Source organism: Corynebacterium tapiri (assembly GCF_006334925.1).
Classification (GTDB): domain Bacteria; phylum Actinomycetota; class Actinomycetes; order Mycobacteriales; family Mycobacteriaceae; genus Corynebacterium; species Corynebacterium tapiri.
In genome coordinates, this window is the sequence record NZ_VDHJ01000005.1 from 144,290 (window position 1) to 158,691 (window position 14,402).

A 14,402-nucleotide genomic window follows, 5' to 3' on the forward strand; every position below is an offset into this window, starting at 1 on the left:
ATAAATGCTATGAGTTCACCAACGGGATTCAACGCTGCCTCCACTGTGCAGGAGATGTGGCAGACACGTCCACCGCGTATCCCCAGACGGCAGGGGGGCAAGGCATACATCGCAGGTGTCTGCGAAGGCATCGCGGTGCGCTACCAGATCGACCCAGTGATCATCCGTCTATATCTTGTCGTCGTCACCCTCCTATTAAGCGTAGGAGGAGGACTGTTGATGTATGCCCTGGCCTGGATGTTCCTGCCCCGTTATGGCTTGAACAGAGCACCTGGGCAGACCCTCTTTGCCTCCTCGACCTCGTTAATCGCGGAAGAACGACGCGAACGCCCAATCGGGTATTGCCTCCTTATTTTTGCGATCATTACCGCCGTCACCACCGAGTGGGATTTTGCCTCGTTTTTGGCTCTCGTGATTACTGGTCTGGCGTGGTGGGGGTTGCAACGGCGCCTGCCGTATCCACCCGCTGGTTTGATCCCGGGGACGAAAAAACACGCTCCTCAGCAGGTAAACCTGGGCCTATTTGCCTCTGCTAACCCCACTCCTGGCACAACCTGGGAACCGTTGGGCACCTCTGCCCATGATTGGAACATCCGGCCGCCGCAGCCTGAACACCGCCGAGTGGCTGTGTGGCCATGGATCGTCGGAGCCATCACGGCCATAACCATCATCGTGGGAGCGATTATCTCTGCCATCGCCTTTGTGGGCGTGGGCAGCATCGTTTTCCGCAGCTCCCCCAACGGCACGCCAAGCCAGAACTGGATGGTGCGTTCTGAAGGCGAGTTGCTCTACGACTACGACTGGGAGGAGACCTCCGCAACCGTCAACTTGGCGGAGCTCGGGCCGCTGACGGAAGACAATCACACCCGCGTGGTGGCCAATGACACCGACGCCACCGTCATCCTGCCCACCAGCGTGCCCGTGCTCCTGCACTGCGAAGGCGAAGGGCATGCGACCTGTAAAGACGGCCGCCTCAACCCCAACGCCACGGGCCCCGTCTTGGACGTGACGCTTGTCGACGGCCCCGGCGAAGGGATAGCAACAGCACTCCACCCCGATCTGGCTCCGGCTGGAAATGCCGACGCCTTCAAGCAACCCAAGGATCGTAACGACGTTCCGGAGGGCTACCACGGCCAGATTGGGTTGCAGACCATCGACCTGCGCCGCGTCAAGGACTTGGAGCACGACCAGGATCTGATCATCGGCCACGGTGCCGGAGCGCTCACGGTCCTAGCTCCCGATACCCCCTACGAGCTGACGTGCGGCCGAAACCTCGGCCCCAGCAATTGCGTCTCCGGTACGTACAACCAGGACAAGCCCGGCAAGACGCTGCACATTTCGGTGGGAAAGGGCATCGGCCCCCTCACCGTGATGAACAGCTAGTTACTCCCACTCGATGGTGGCCGGCGGCTTGCTGGTCACGTCGAGGACCACGCGGTTAACGTCACGCACCTCGTTAGTGATGCGGGTGGAGATCTTCTCCAACACGTCGTAGGGCACACGCGACCAGTCTGCCGTCATGGCATCCTCCGAGGAGACCGGGCGCAGCACGATCGGGTGGCCGTAGGTGCGGCCATCGCCTTGCACACCTACGGAGCGGACATCGGCCAAGAGGACGACCGGGCACTGCCAGATCTGCTCGTCCAAGCCAGCCTTGGTCAGCTCGTCGCGCGCGATGAAGTCAGCGTCGCGCAGGATCTCCAGGCGCTCTGCGGTGACCTCACCGATGATGCGAATGCCCAGACCCGGGCCAGGGAACGGCTGGCGGCCGACGATCTCCTCCGGCAGACCCAGCTCACGGCCAACGGCACGCACCTCGTCCTTGAACAGCAGGCGCAGGGGCTCAACGAGCTCAAACTCGACGTCGTCGGGCAGACCGCCCACGTTGTGGTGGCTCTTAATGTTGGCAGTTCCGGTTCCTCCGCCGGACTCCACCACATCCGGGTACAGGGTTCCCTGCACCAGGAAGGCGGTGTCTTGGCCGTCGAGAGCCTTGTCCACGGCGCGTTCGAAGGAGCGAATGAACTCCGCGCCGATCGCCTTGCGCTTCGCCTCCGGCTCGGTCACCCCGGCGAGCTTGGCCAGGAAGGCCTCGGACTCATCAACCGTGACCAGCTTGGCACCGGTGGCTGCCACAAAGTCCTTTTCCACCTGCTCACGCTCGTACTTACGCAGGAGGCCATGGTCGACAAAAACGCAGGTGAGACGGTCACCGATGGCTCGCTGCACAAGTGCTGCGGCCACGGCGGAGTCCACGCCGCCGGACAGACCACAAATGGCGTAGCCATCGCCGACCTGCTCGCGCACGTCATTGATCAGCTTCTCCGCGATGTTTTCCGCGGTCCAGGTCGGCTCCAGGCCGGCGATCTCGGTAAGGAAGCGCTCCAGCACCTGCTGGCCATGCGGCGAGTGCCCCACCTCCGGGTGGTACTGCACACCGGCCATCTTCTTCTCGGCGCACTCGAAAGCTGCCACGGGGGCGCCCGGGGTGGAGGCCGTGACCTCGAAGCCCTCCGGTGCCTGGGTCACGGAGTCTCCGTGGCTCATCCAGACTTCATGGGTGGACGGGATCTCGCGGTGCAGCGATCCGCCTGCCACCGCCATGTCGGTGCGGCCGTACTCACGCGCACCGGTCTCTGCGACCGTGCCGCCCAGGGAGCTGGCCATCACCTGGAAGCCATAGCAGATGCCAAAGACAGGCAGGCCCAGGTCGAACACAGCCGGATCCAGGCGCGGAGCGCCCTCGGCATATACCGAGGAGGGCCCACCCGACAGCACCAGGGCTGCCGGGTTCTTGGCCGCAATCTCGTCCGCGGTGGCGGTGTGCGGGATGACTTCCGAGTACATGTTGGCCTCACGCACCCGCCGAGCGATGAGCTGCGCATACTGCGCGCCGAAGTCGACGACGAGAACGGGGCGAGGAGTTTGCTGCGTCACGCGGACTGATTCTAGCGCAGTACCCGGGCACCGTTAGGGGTGAGTTCCACAGCAGTAGTCTGCGACTTTTCTGGCATGACGACGGCCGTCGTCAAATCAAACCCACGCTCGCGCAATGCCGCGGCATCCACCTCGATCACCGGCTCCCCGGCGCGGACCGTGTCTCCCTTCGACTTCAGCGGGGTGAAGCCCTCCCCCTTGAGGGTCACGGTGTCGAATCCGATGTGGGTCAGCACATCCAGGCCGTCGTCGGTACGCACCACAAACGCATGCGAGGACTTCATCAGCTGGGTGATGGTGCCGTCGGCCGGAGCGGTGATCGTCAGCAGCGAACCTGCCTGCGGCACGACCGCGAAGCCTTGTCCCAGAGCACCGGACGCGAACGCCTCATCGCTGACAGTGGACAGGTCCACTACCTCCCCTCGCACCGGGGCGTGGAGTGAGGTTCCGGCGGTTGGTTCGTGCATGCGCTTGGCGACGGCGTCGTATACGAACTGGACCTGCGGGCCCACAACAACCTGCACGGCCGTCTTGGAGGGGCGGATCACGCCGGCTGCGCCCGAGGCGCGCAGGGCAGGTTCGTCGACCCGCGCGGGATCGTGAGTGGTAACCCGCAGTCGGGTCGTGCAGTGGTCCAGCGTATCGATGTTGCGGGCTCCACCCAGTCCAGTGATGATGCGCGAGGCCATAGCGTCGTACTTGTCACCACTCTGCGCGGTTTCCGCTGTTGCGGGGGTTTCTTCCTCTCCGCGGCCCGGGGTCTTCAGGTTCAGGGCACCGATAAGGAAGTAGAAGATGCCGAAGTAGAGCAGGAAGAATGCCAGGCCCAAAAGCAGCAGCATCCACCACTGGTGTGCCAGCGGGTTAGAGGAAGAAAGCAGCATGTCCATCAGGCCGGCGGAGAAGCCGAAGCCTGCCGTCCAGTGGAAGGCAGAGGCCACCGCCAAGGAGATACCCGTCAGCAGGGCGTGTACCACGTACAGCAGCGGGGCGACGAACATGAAGGAGAACTCCAGCGGTTCGGTCACACCCGTAAGGAAGCTGGCCAGAGCACCGGCGCCCATGAGCGATCCGATGACCTTGCGCTGTCCGGGCTTTGCACGCAGCACGATGGCCAGGGCTGCGCCAGGCAGGCCGAACATCATGATCGGGAAGAAACCAGCCTGGTATTGTCCCACCACGCCGACAACCTCACAGGTGGTGCCGTTCCAGGCACCCGGGCAGCTGGCCGCGTCGGTGGCGGTGCGGGCTGCTTCGATGGTCTCGGCACCGGAGAGGAACTTGCCGATGTCGTTGATGCCAATGACATCGAACCAGAAGATCGAGTTCAGGGCGTGGTGTAGACCAGTGGGAATGAGCAGTCGGTTGGCAAAGCCATAGATGCCGGCACCGATCGCGCCCAAGCCCTGAATCCAGGTACCAAAGCTGAACAGCCCGCTGTAGACCAACGGCCAGAGCACGAACATGATGGCGGCGAGCACGATGGCAAACAGGGCGGTAAGGATGGGCACCAATCGGCGGCCTGAGAAGAACGCCAGCGCGTCCGGAAGCTTTGTGTTGCTGAAGCGGTTGTACACCCAGGCAGCGAGGACGCCGGCGAGGATGCCGAACAACACGTTCTTGTTGTTTACGGCGTCCCAACCCTGGGCGGCCCAATCGATGGCCGCCTGCCCCTCAAGGGATTCCGCGTCGATTCCCTTATAGACGGCGACCTTTTCCGGGTCGAGCAACGTGGTCAGCGTGGCAAATCCCAGGTAGCCCGAAAGAGCGGCCGCACCATTGGAATCCTTAGCCAAGCCAAATGCAATAGCGATAGCGAAAATGAGTCCCAGATTATCCAGGACTGCCCCACCCGAGTTCAGCAATATTAGGGCAAAGAAATTATCTTCGCCGGCCATATTGCTAATGAGATAACCGAAGCCGCTGAGCAGCGCAGCTACCGGCATAACTGCTACCGCGCCCATCAACGCTTTGCCCAAGCGCTGGAGAGCGGTCATGACGTTTGACATGATCTTCATGCCCTTTCATAGAAAAACGGCGAGTCCATTCACTGTTGAATGTACTCGCCGTCCAGGTGAGCCAAAGCTCTTTCTGGGCTAAGTATTGACTAGCTCACAGAAAGATTAACCTTCTGAAAAGCCTTCAGATCCGTGTACCCACACTTAGCCATTGCGCGGCGCAAACCGCCCACGATGTTTTCCAGACCGAAGGCGTCCGAGGACGGGCCGTTGAGGATCGTCTCCAGCGACACGGGCTCGTCTTCCAGCAGCGCCAGCTCATCGCGCTCCACCACTCCGCGCGGGAAGCGGGGGTGAGCAGCAGAGGCCTGCCAGAAGTGACCGGTGGCGGTGGCCTCCTTGGCCGGAGCCAGTGGGGCGCCCAGAATCACGGCGTCGGCGCCGCAGGCGATAGCGGTGGTCACATCACCCGACGTCTCGATCTCACCGTCGGCCAGGATGTGCACGTAGCGGCCGCCAGTCTCATCGAGGTACTCGCGCCGGGCAGCGGCAGCATCGGCAATCGCAGTGGCCATGGGTACGTCGATGCCCAGGGCTGCGGCAGAGGTGTTGATTCCTCCGCCGACGATCACGCCTGCGGCGCCGGTGCGCATCAGGTGCATGGCGGTGGTGTAGTCCGAGACTCCACCAGCAATGACCGGGATGTCTAGCTCGCCGATGAACTCCTTCAGGTTGATCGGGTCGCCACCCACCGCAACATGCTCCGCGGAGATAATGGAGCCTTGAATAAACAGCAGCTCAGTCCCGGCCTTGATCAAAGCCGGGGCAAGCTCACGAGCGCGCTGCGGGGAAACGCGTACCGCCGCGGTGGCTCCGGTCGCCCGGATTTCCGCGATGCGCTGTGCAAGCAGCTCGGTATCGATCGGGGCAGCGTGCAGCTCCTGCAGGCAGCGCGTGGCCTCGTGCTCGCCCTGCTGGGCGGCGGCGATCACACGCTCGACACCAGCCGCCACGTCCTCGTGGCGACCAATCAGGCCCTCCGCATTAATAACGCCCAGGCCGCCCTGTGCGTGCATCTCGGCGACGAAATCCACGGAACCAGCCAGGGCGTCGGTGGGGTGAGAAACCACTGGAATATCAAAGCTGTAGGCGTCGATGTGCCAGGTGGTGTCCACGTCCTTGGAGGAACGGGTGCGTCGCGACGGCACGACGGTGATGTCGTCCAAGTGGTAGGTCCGGCGAGCCTCGCGGCCCATGCCGATCTCAACGTAGTTACGCATGAATACTCGGGATCCCCTATCGGTAGTTCGGCGCTTCGACGGTCTGCTGGATATCGTGCGGGTGCGATTCGCGCAGGCCAGCACCGGTGATGCGCACGAACTGCTTGGTCTGCAGCTCCTCGATGCTGGCAGAACCCGTGTAGCCCATGGCCGCACGCAGGCCACCAACGATCTGGTGGCAGATTCCCTCGATCTCTCCGCGGTAAGGAACACGGCCTTCGATGCCCTCCGGCACCAGCTTGTCCTCGCTGCGCACATCGGCCTGGAAGTAGCGATCCTTGGAGTACGAGCGCTTCTCGCCGGAGAGGCCACGGCCCTGCATGGCACCCATGGAACCCATGCCGCGGTAGCGCTTGTACTGCTTGCCGCCGACTACGACGATGTCGCCAGGTGCCTCCAACGTGCCGGCGAGCATGCTGCCGAGCATCACGGTGGACGCGCCTGCGGCCAGAGCCTTGGCGACGTCTCCGGAGTACTGCATACCGCCATCAGCGATGATGGGAATACCGGCCTCGCGCGCCGGAACTGCAGCCTCCATGATGGCGGTGATCTGCGGAGCACCCACGCCGGCCACCACGCGGGTGGTGCAAATGGAGCCCGGGCCGATACCCACCTTCACGCCGTCTGCACCGGCCTCGACCATGGCCTTCGCGGCCTCACGGGTAGCCAGGTTGCCGCCGATGACGTCGACGTGACCGAATTCCTTCTTCACCCGGGAGACCATCTCCAGGACGCGGTTGTTGTGGGCGTGGGCGGAGTCCACAACCAGGACGTCCACCCCAGCGTCGACAAGCGCAGCCGCACGCTGGAAGGACTCCTCACCAGTGCCGATGCCGGCCGCCACGAGCAGACGCCCGGAGGAGTCCTTGGAGGCGTTCGGGTACTGCTCGGTCTTCACAAAGTCCTTGACGGTGATCAGGCCGGTGAGCTTGCCGTCCGCATCGACGATGGGCAGCTTCTCTACCTTGTTGGTGCTCAGCAGCTCGAGGGCTTCCTCCTTGGCTACGCCTTCGCGGGCTACCACCAGGGGCATCTTGGTCATGATCTCGCTGACTGGGCGATCGAGGTTAGCCTCGAAACGCATGTCGCGGTTGGTGACGATTCCGACGAGGGTTCCGGCCTCATCCACCACCGGCAGACCAGAGATGCGGAAGCGTGCACACAGCTCGTCGACCTCACCCATGGACATGTCCGGGCGAGCGGTGACGGGGTCAGTGACCATGCCAGACTCGGATCGCTTAACAATCTCCACCTGACCGGCCTGCTCCTCGATCGAGAGGTTGCGGTGCAGCACGCCGATACCACCCTGGCGAGCCATGGCCACGGCCATGCGCGCCTCAGTCACCGTGTCCATAGCCGCCGAAGCAATGGGCATGCCCAGGCGGATGTTGCGGGTGAACTGGCTACCCGTGTCTACCTCGCTGGGAACGATGTGGCTTTCCGCCGGGAGGAGCAAAACGTCATCGAAGGTGAGGCCGGTGAGCGCAATCTTGTGCGCGTCATCTCCTCCGTAGGACTGTGCCGGGGTGGTGTTCAAGGTATTCGCGCTCCTCAATCGTCAACTGATGCACTAAACGTGGTTCATCGTAGTGGGTCAATGGCCGCGGGGGGAATTGCCCGGGGCCACAGAGATCAATAGGGTGACCTGTGTGAACTTCGACCACATGATGCCGCAAGATCCCTTCGCCGACGACCCGAATGACCCGGCCTCCTTCCTGGAGGACGAGGAACAGGTGCCGGCGCTGGATGCCCACGAGCGTGCTCAGGTGAACGAAGACCTCCGCATTGTTAAGGAGTGCAAGCGCTACCTCGCCCCGCGCGGCATGCGCGGCATCTTCTTCCTCTGCGAGGACTGCGAAAACACGCACTACTACGACTGGGACATCATGGAGTCCAACATGCGCGCCTCGCTCAAAGGAGAGCTGCCTCCGGTGCACGAGCCGTCCGCGGAGCCCGACGTGCACGCTTACGTCACGTGGGACTACGCCCTGGGCTACCTCGACGGACTAGCCGGGCGTTAGTTCCCCGCCGTTGTGGTGGGCGCGGTCGACGTGCTCGTCGGCTCGGTGGTTGGGGTCGCGCTTGTCGACGTCCCGGTCTGCGGGGTAACAGTCACCGTCTCCGTGATCTTTTCCGGTTCCGGGGTGTGAGTGACCGTTTCGGTGACGGTCTCCGGTGCAGGAGCTGGGGCTGGAGCTGGAGCTGGGGCAGGCTTAACCGGTTTTGCCGGCACAGTCACCCTGACCGTTTCGGGGGCGGGAGCATCGGCAGGCTGGCGCTCGTTCATGTCGCCCACTAAGGAGCGGGCCTTGACGATGAGCTCACGAGCCCCAGCCAGATCACCCTCGGCGGCCTTCGAATCCATCTGATCAAGCGTTCCGGCCAGCTCGACGACCGCATGGTGCTGCCCCACCGACACGGTGCCGGTGGTCAATAGCGCGGCGGCGGTCCCAGCAAAGACCAGGCTGGCTGCGGCGGCTCCGACTAGGCCGTGCATGAACGGGCGGGCTCGCCGGGCGGCGAGTTCATCGTCCGGACCGAATCGGTCCTCGATCCACTGCATGTCAGCGGCTTCCGAGGTGACGTCGTCACGCAACTCAAGCAGCATGGCCGCTAGTTCGTCTGTCCCCTGTGAGGGGTCGTGTCCCTGGGAAAGGGCGTCGACCAGGCGGTCGTCCTGCGAAACTGGCTCCAGGAACTCGGTGACGCGACGGGGTGAGTTGTCCGACGTGGAACGATCCATGTTGACCGTTTTCCTCCTATCCCGTCAATGAAGTGGTGTCGATGTTCTTGCGCAGCGTCGCAAGGGCCCGGTGCTGGGCAACGCGAACAGCCCCCGGGGTGCTCCCGACGATCTCCGCAGTCTCTTCCGCAGAAAGTCCCACGAAAATTCGCAAGATGAGGATGTCGCGTGCCTTGTCATTAAGACAATCGAGCAGAGCACGCACCCTGTTACTCCCGTCGAGTGTGAGCGCCGTCTCTTCTGGGTTGTGCCGCACGTCAACCTCGTCCGGCATCTCCTCCTGGGGAATAAGCCGGTCACGGGCGAGGGTGCGATGCGCATCCGCCACCTTGTTAAAGGCCACCCCATAGACAAAGGCCATGAATGGCTTTCCCTGGTCGGCATAAGTAGGAAGCGCGTTGTTTACAGCGAGACAGACGTCCTGCGCAACGTCTTCCGGCGTGGGGGATTTTCCGCCGCCGATGCGTGCGCGGGCGTACCGCAGCACTTTGGGATAGATAAGCGAGATGAGTCGCTTGAGAGCACGACGGTCACCCTGGCGGGCGGCTGGCACCAAGGCTGCCAGCTCTTCGTCGAACTCACTCACGTCTACTTTTCCTCTATTTACGCATCTACTAGGTAATTGTCCACCCTATCCTTGCCAGGGCGCGGGGAGCCAATGAATAGATTTAACAAACGTTTAACCTTTGTAATCCACCCAGCTCAGGACGGGTAAATCTCCTGCGTACGCGACCCGAGTGGGCAAAAGTCACGTTCTCTTAAAGTGTCGTTAACTCAAGAGGTTCACACTACATCTCGTCATTTTTGCTCACCGAGCCCCAAGGAGTACTCCCCCATGTCCCAGCCCCACCTGCTTCCCGGACCGAATGCAGACTTTTGGGACTGGCAATTGCACGGTCTGTGCCGCGGCGAGGCTTCCGATGTGTTCTACCATCCCGACGGAGAGCGCGGGCGCGCCCGCAGCCAGCGCGAGAACCGCGCCAAGGCTATTTGCAACACCTGCCCGGTGATTGAGAACTGCCGCGAGCACGCGCTCCGTGTTGCTGAGCCCTACGGCATCTGGGGTGGCCTGTCCGAGTCCGAGCGCGTTGCCCTTCTGCGCAAGCGCCGCAGCCTCACCACCGTTTAGCTTCACATATCAAAGGCCCGCTGCCTTAGGCAGCGGGCCTTTTAGGTTAACCACACTTAGTGGTGGTGATGGTGACCGTGCACGCCCTGGGCCTGCGCGTTCTCCTCCTCTGGCTTCTCCACCACGGACACCTCCGTGGTGAGCACCATGCGAGCCACGGACGCGGCGTTGACAACTGCCGAGTGGGTGACCTTGACCGGGTCGATGATGCCCTGCTCGATGAGGTTTCCGTACTCGCCGGTAGCGGCGTTGAAACCCTCGCCGTTGGGCAGCTCGGCCACGCTGTTGACCACAACTGCGCCGTCGAGGCCTGCGTTCTCTGCGATCCAGAACGCGGGCTTGGTCAGCGCCTTGGCCACCGAAAGCACGCCGGTGCGGGCCTCACCCGAGAACTCCTCTGCGAAGGTCTCCAGGTTCTTGGCGATCTGCACCAGGGCCGAACCGCCACCGGCGATGATGCCCTCCTGCGCAGCCGCGCGGGCGGCGTTGATGGCATCCTCCACGCGCAACTTGCGCTCGCTCATCTCGGTCTCGGTAGCTGCACCGACCTTGATGACAGCGATGCCACCGGACAACTTGGCCAGGCGCTCCTGGGCCTTTTCCTTGTCCCAGGTGGAGTCGGTGTTTTCGATCTCGCGACGGATCTGCTCGCGACGAGCGGAGATCTCCTCGGCCGTACCAGCACCGTCGACGATGACCGTCTCATCCTTGGTCACGGTCACGCGGCGAGCTGAACCGAGCACCTCAGAGCCGGCCTCCTTGAGGGCCACTCCGACCTCCGGGTCTACAACCGTTGCGCGGGTAACCACCGCCAGGTCGTCCAGGAAGGCCTTGCGACGCTCACCGAAGTACGGGGCCTTGACGGCTACCACCTTGAGAGTGCCACGGATGGTGTTGACCACCAGCGTCTGCAGCGGCTCGCCCTCAATGTCCTCGGCGATGATCAGGGCGGGCTTGGAGCCCTCCACGATCTTCTCCAGCATCGGCAGGAAGTCCGGCAGGGAGGAGATCTTGTTGCGCACCAGCAGGATTGCCGGATCCTCGAGCACTGCCTGCTGAGAGTCCGTGTCGGTGACGAAGTAAGGAGACAGGAAGCCCTTATCAAAGGACACGCCCTCGGTGACGTCGACGGAGGACTCGATCGTCTGCGACTCCTCGACAGACAGAACTCCGTCCTTGCCCACCTTGTCCATGGCGCCGGCGATCACGCGGCCGATCTCCTCGTCACGCGAGGAGACGGTTGCCACGTTGGCGATGTCATCGGTGGAAGACACTGCAGTAGCGCGGGCCTTGAGCTCCTCGACTGCCTTCTCGGCCGCAGCGGCAATGCCGCGGTTGAGCTCGACAGGGTTGGCTCCGGCAGCAACGTTGCGCAGGCCTTCGAAGATCAGGGCCTGAGCCAGCAGCGTTGCCGTGGTGGTGCCGTCACCGGCTGCGTCGTTGGTCTTGATAGCAACGGACTTCACCAGCTGCGCGCCCAGGTTCTCACCCTTATCCTCGAGCTCGATCTCGCGGGCGATGGTCACGCCATCGTTGGTCACGAGCGGACCACCGAAGGCCTTGGCCAGAACGACGTTGCGTCCCTTCGGGCCGAGGGTCACCTTGACGGTGTCAGCCAGCTTGTCCACGCCCCGCTGAATGTCCTCGCGGGCCTGTTGATCAAACGCAATGAGCTTAGACATTAAGACTCACGCCTTTCTGAAAATTACTTCTCGACGACTGCGAGCAGGTCGCGGGCGCTGAGCAGCAGGTACTCCTGGCCGTCGTACTTCAGCTCGGTTCCGCCGTACTTGGAGAACACGACGGTGTCGCCCTCCTTGACGTCCACCGGAGCGCGGTTGCCGTTGTCATCCAGCTTGCCCGGGCCCACGGCGATAACGGTGGCCTCCTGCGGCTTCTCCTTAGCGGAGTCCGGGATAACCAGGCCGGAAGCGGTGGTGGTCTCGGCCTCGACGATCTGAACGAGGACCTTGTCTTCGAGCGGGCGGATGTTGACGTTAGCCACGGGTATTCCTTTCCACGGAAAAATTGCGTACAGATTGTTGTCCCGGTTGTGGGATTACGACGCAGCCGTCGTCGCGGGTGAACAACTGAGTGCTTTCCATCAACCTGCCTAGCACTCTAGTGATACGAGTGCTAGCGCTCAACCTTGAGGTAGTGCCAGCAATCACTCAACGACGGGGATGGATACTGCCAGGCCCGGAACAGTTGCCGCCGCCAGGGAGGATGGCCGGGCACCATCGCGAATCAGGGCGGCCCCCAACGCTGCAATCATCACGCCGTTGTCGGTGCATAGGCGAAGAGGCGGGACGCGCAGTTGGATACCTGCATCCGCGCAGCGCTGCTCCAGGAGGGAACGCACCCGCGAGTTGGCCGCTACTCCCCCGCCCAGCAGCACGGTCTTCGCGCCGACTTCTTGGGCGGCCCGGACCGTCTTGAAGCTGACCACGTCGGCCACCGCCTCTTGGAAGGACGCACAGACATCCTCCACACTGATCACGCGCCCCTCGGCCTCGGCGGTCTCAATGTAGCGCGCCACGGCGGTCTTGAGTCCTGAGAAGGAGAAATCGTGGCGATGCTCACTGTGATGGTCGTTGCCCTTCATCAGGCCGCGCGGAAACGCGATGGCCTGGGGATTTCCTCGCTGGGCCAGCTTGTCGATCACGGGCCCACCCGGGTATCCCAGGTGCAAGAGGCGGGCAACTTTGTCATAGGCCTCGCCAGCGGCGTCGTCAAGCGTCGAACCAATCTCCCGCATGGGCTTTCCCACGCTGGTGACCTCGAGGATCTGGGTGTGACCGCCGGAGACCAACAACGCGACGCAGTGGTCCAGTTCCTCACCGTCGAGCGTTGCGACGGCGACGTGCCCACCGAGGTGGTTGACTCCGTAGAAATCAACTCCCCAGCCGGCGGCGTACCCCTTGGCCGCGGCAGCCCCCACGAGTAGAGCGCCGGCCAGGCCCGGGCCAACCGTGGCGACGACAGCATCGGGCTTGGCGATCCCCGCCTCACGCATCGCAGCGTCCATGACGTGCGGCATGGCCTCCAGATGCGCGCGGGAGGCGATCTCCGGCACCACGCCGCCAAAGGCAGCGTGCTCCCCCATCGAGGACGCGACCTGGTCCGCGAGGACGCGAACGTGGCCGTCGTCGGAAAGTTCGACGATGCCAACGCCCGTCTCGTCACACGAAGACTCGATACCCAGAATGATCATTTTTCGCCTCCCGGTGCGGGGCGCAGCATGGTGAAAGCATCGGCCCCCGAGGGTTGGTAGTAGTTCTTGCGCACCCCAGTGATCTCGAAGCCGAGGCTTTGATACAGGGCGATGGCTGGCTCGTTATCGGTGCGAACCTCCAGGAACGTGGGCGCCTGAGCATCATCCGCAGCCCCCAGGAGCTGCGCCATGAGCTCCCGGGCAATGCCCCGACGCTGGAAAGCAGGATCGACCCCAATGGTGTGGATCTCGCACTCCAGATGCGGCGGCTTTCCCATCACCCCTACCCCGGCATAACCAAGGAGCTTTCCTTGCTCTTCCACCCCGAGATACAGGGTGTGCGGGAGACCCACCTCGGCGACGAAAGCTGAGGCCGGCCAGGGATTATCTCCCGGAAAGAGGATGGCCTCCAGCTCGGCGCAGCGCTCAGCGTCCGCGGGGGTAAGTTCCCGTACCTGCCAGCTCACAGCGAAACCTCGGGAATCGCGGCCGAGCGCGGTGAACGAGTGGGCACCACGGCGTCGGGGCGGCGAAGGTAAGCCGGGCGCAGCGGTTGCGGATCTGCTGTGAGGTCAGCGACCGCGACCAGCCACTGCGGCTGCAAGGTCACCTCGCGCTGGTCGACGTGGTTTGCGGGCAAGCGGTCCCCCAAGGCGGAGGGGATGAGGATTTCCCTGACGTCGGGCGAAAGCTCCAGGTCTTCCGGACGACAGACCGCCGGGCCGCCTATTCGCTGACCAGATTGGTAGGTGGCGTGGTAAATCTCCTTGCGCCGCGCGTCCGTGGCCACAAGGACGTGTTCTGCCGTTGCCGCCTGGGCGAGCGCGTCGAGGGTACAGACCCCGTGGACGGGAATCTGCAACGCCTGCGCCAGGGCCTGGGCGGTTGACATGCCAACCCGCAACCCGGTGAAGGGGCCCGGCCCATAGCCGACCACGATCGCCTCCAGGTCCGACATGGGCAGACCGGCATGGTCCAGCGCATCGTCGATAGCCGGCACGAGCTGCTCGTTGTGCCCACGCGTCGCAGCGCTCACCGCACTGCCGAGCACCTCCCCTGAGGCACTGTCGACAACCCCGACCACCAGATCACTGGTGGCTGTATCTACTGCTAAGACCTTCACGGGTCTTAAGAGTAACTG

At 63.3% G+C, this 14,402-nt stretch carries 14 protein-coding genes; 3 read left to right on the forward strand and 11 right to left on the reverse strand.

The genetic code is table 11. The features are described 5' to 3' along the window. Positions 1–9 precede the first annotated feature (9 nt). Entirely contained in the window at positions 10–1,383 is a 1,374-nt protein-coding gene (locus tag FHE74_RS04655) for a PspC domain-containing protein (RefSeq protein ID WP_180339677.1), read from the forward strand. Here the strand turns inward: FHE74_RS04655 and guaA are convergent, their stop codons facing one another. From guaA to guaB, 4 genes are all read right to left on the reverse strand, one after another. Continuing rightward, positions 1,384–2,937, reverse strand: coding sequence for a glutamine-hydrolyzing GMP synthase (guaA, locus tag FHE74_RS04660; protein ID WP_139465340.1), 1,554 nt, complete (start codon positions 2,935–2,937; stop codon positions 1,384–1,386). It abuts the gene before it with no gap. Positions 2,938–2,948: 11 nt separating this feature from the next. Beyond that, complete coding sequence (gene nagE / locus FHE74_RS04665; protein WP_180339683.1) at positions 2,949–4,946, reverse strand: N-acetylglucosamine-specific PTS transporter subunit IIBC; 1,998 nt, start codon at positions 4,944–4,946, stop codon at positions 2,949–2,951. Positions 4,947–5,044: 98 nt separating this feature from the next. Next, on the reverse strand, positions 5,045–6,175 hold the full coding sequence (locus FHE74_RS04670; protein WP_139465342.1) for a GuaB3 family IMP dehydrogenase-related protein: 1,131 nt from the start codon (positions 6,173–6,175) through the stop codon (positions 5,045–5,047). Positions 6,176–6,191: 16 nt separating this feature from the next. Beyond that, a complete protein-coding gene (guaB, locus tag FHE74_RS04675) occupies positions 6,192–7,712 on the reverse strand; it encodes an IMP dehydrogenase (RefSeq protein WP_139465343.1) in 1,521 nt (506 codons plus the stop codon). A gap of 112 nt (positions 7,713–7,824) precedes the next feature. Here guaB and FHE74_RS04680 point away from each other — a divergent pair, with 112 nt between their 5' ends. Then, positions 7,825–8,196, forward strand: a complete 372-nt coding sequence (locus FHE74_RS04680) for a DUF5319 domain-containing protein (RefSeq protein WP_139465344.1) — start codon at positions 7,825–7,827, stop codon at positions 8,194–8,196. On the opposite strand, the gene FHE74_RS04685 is transcribed toward FHE74_RS04680, so the two are convergent. Beyond that, on the reverse strand, positions 8,193–8,918 hold the full coding sequence (locus tag FHE74_RS04685) for a hypothetical protein (protein WP_139465345.1): 726 nt from the start codon (positions 8,916–8,918) through the stop codon (positions 8,193–8,195). The two genes, FHE74_RS04680 and FHE74_RS04685, sit on opposite strands and share 4 nt — an antisense overlap. A gap of 16 nt (positions 8,919–8,934) precedes the next feature. Continuing rightward, positions 8,935–9,504 carry a sigma-70 family RNA polymerase sigma factor gene (locus tag FHE74_RS04690; protein WP_139465346.1) on the reverse strand — a complete coding sequence of 190 codons (570 nt, stop codon included), beginning with the start codon at positions 9,502–9,504 and terminating at the stop codon, positions 8,935–8,937. 249 nt (positions 9,505–9,753) lie between these two features. Here FHE74_RS04690 and FHE74_RS04695 point away from each other — a divergent pair, with 249 nt between their 5' ends. Further along, the gene (locus tag FHE74_RS04695; protein WP_139465347.1) at positions 9,754–10,047 is read left to right on the forward strand and encodes a WhiB family transcriptional regulator; all 294 of its coding nucleotides are present in this window, start codon (positions 9,754–9,756) and stop codon (positions 10,045–10,047) included. Between the two features lie 56 nt (positions 10,048–10,103). Here FHE74_RS04695 and groL read toward each other — a convergent pair whose 3' ends face one another. The 5 genes from groL to tsaB form a co-directional block, all read right to left on the reverse strand. Beyond that, positions 10,104–11,729: a chaperonin GroEL gene (groL, locus tag FHE74_RS04700; RefSeq protein ID WP_139465348.1), complete on the reverse strand. Its 1,626-nt coding sequence runs from the start codon at positions 11,727–11,729 to the stop codon at positions 10,104–10,106. 23 nt (positions 11,730–11,752) lie between these two features. Continuing rightward, a complete protein-coding gene (gene groES, locus FHE74_RS04705; protein WP_139465349.1) occupies positions 11,753–12,052 on the reverse strand; it encodes a co-chaperone GroES in 300 nt (99 codons plus the stop codon). A 162-nt stretch (positions 12,053–12,214) separates the two neighbouring features. Further along, on the reverse strand, positions 12,215–13,261 hold the full coding sequence (gene tsaD / locus FHE74_RS04710) for a tRNA (adenosine(37)-N6)-threonylcarbamoyltransferase complex transferase subunit TsaD (RefSeq protein ID WP_139465350.1): 1,047 nt from the start codon (positions 13,259–13,261) through the stop codon (positions 12,215–12,217). Continuing rightward, positions 13,258–13,728, reverse strand: a complete 471-nt coding sequence (gene rimI / locus FHE74_RS04715; RefSeq protein WP_139465351.1) for a ribosomal protein S18-alanine N-acetyltransferase — start codon at positions 13,726–13,728, stop codon at positions 13,258–13,260. The genes tsaD and rimI overlap by 4 nt, the downstream gene beginning before the upstream one ends. Beyond that, positions 13,725–14,384 carry a tRNA (adenosine(37)-N6)-threonylcarbamoyltransferase complex dimerization subunit type 1 TsaB gene (gene tsaB, locus FHE74_RS04720; protein WP_139465352.1) on the reverse strand — a complete coding sequence of 220 codons (660 nt, stop codon included), beginning with the start codon at positions 14,382–14,384 and terminating at the stop codon, positions 13,725–13,727. Before tsaB ends, rimI begins: the two co-directional genes overlap by 4 nt. Positions 14,385–14,402 lie beyond the last annotated feature (18 nt).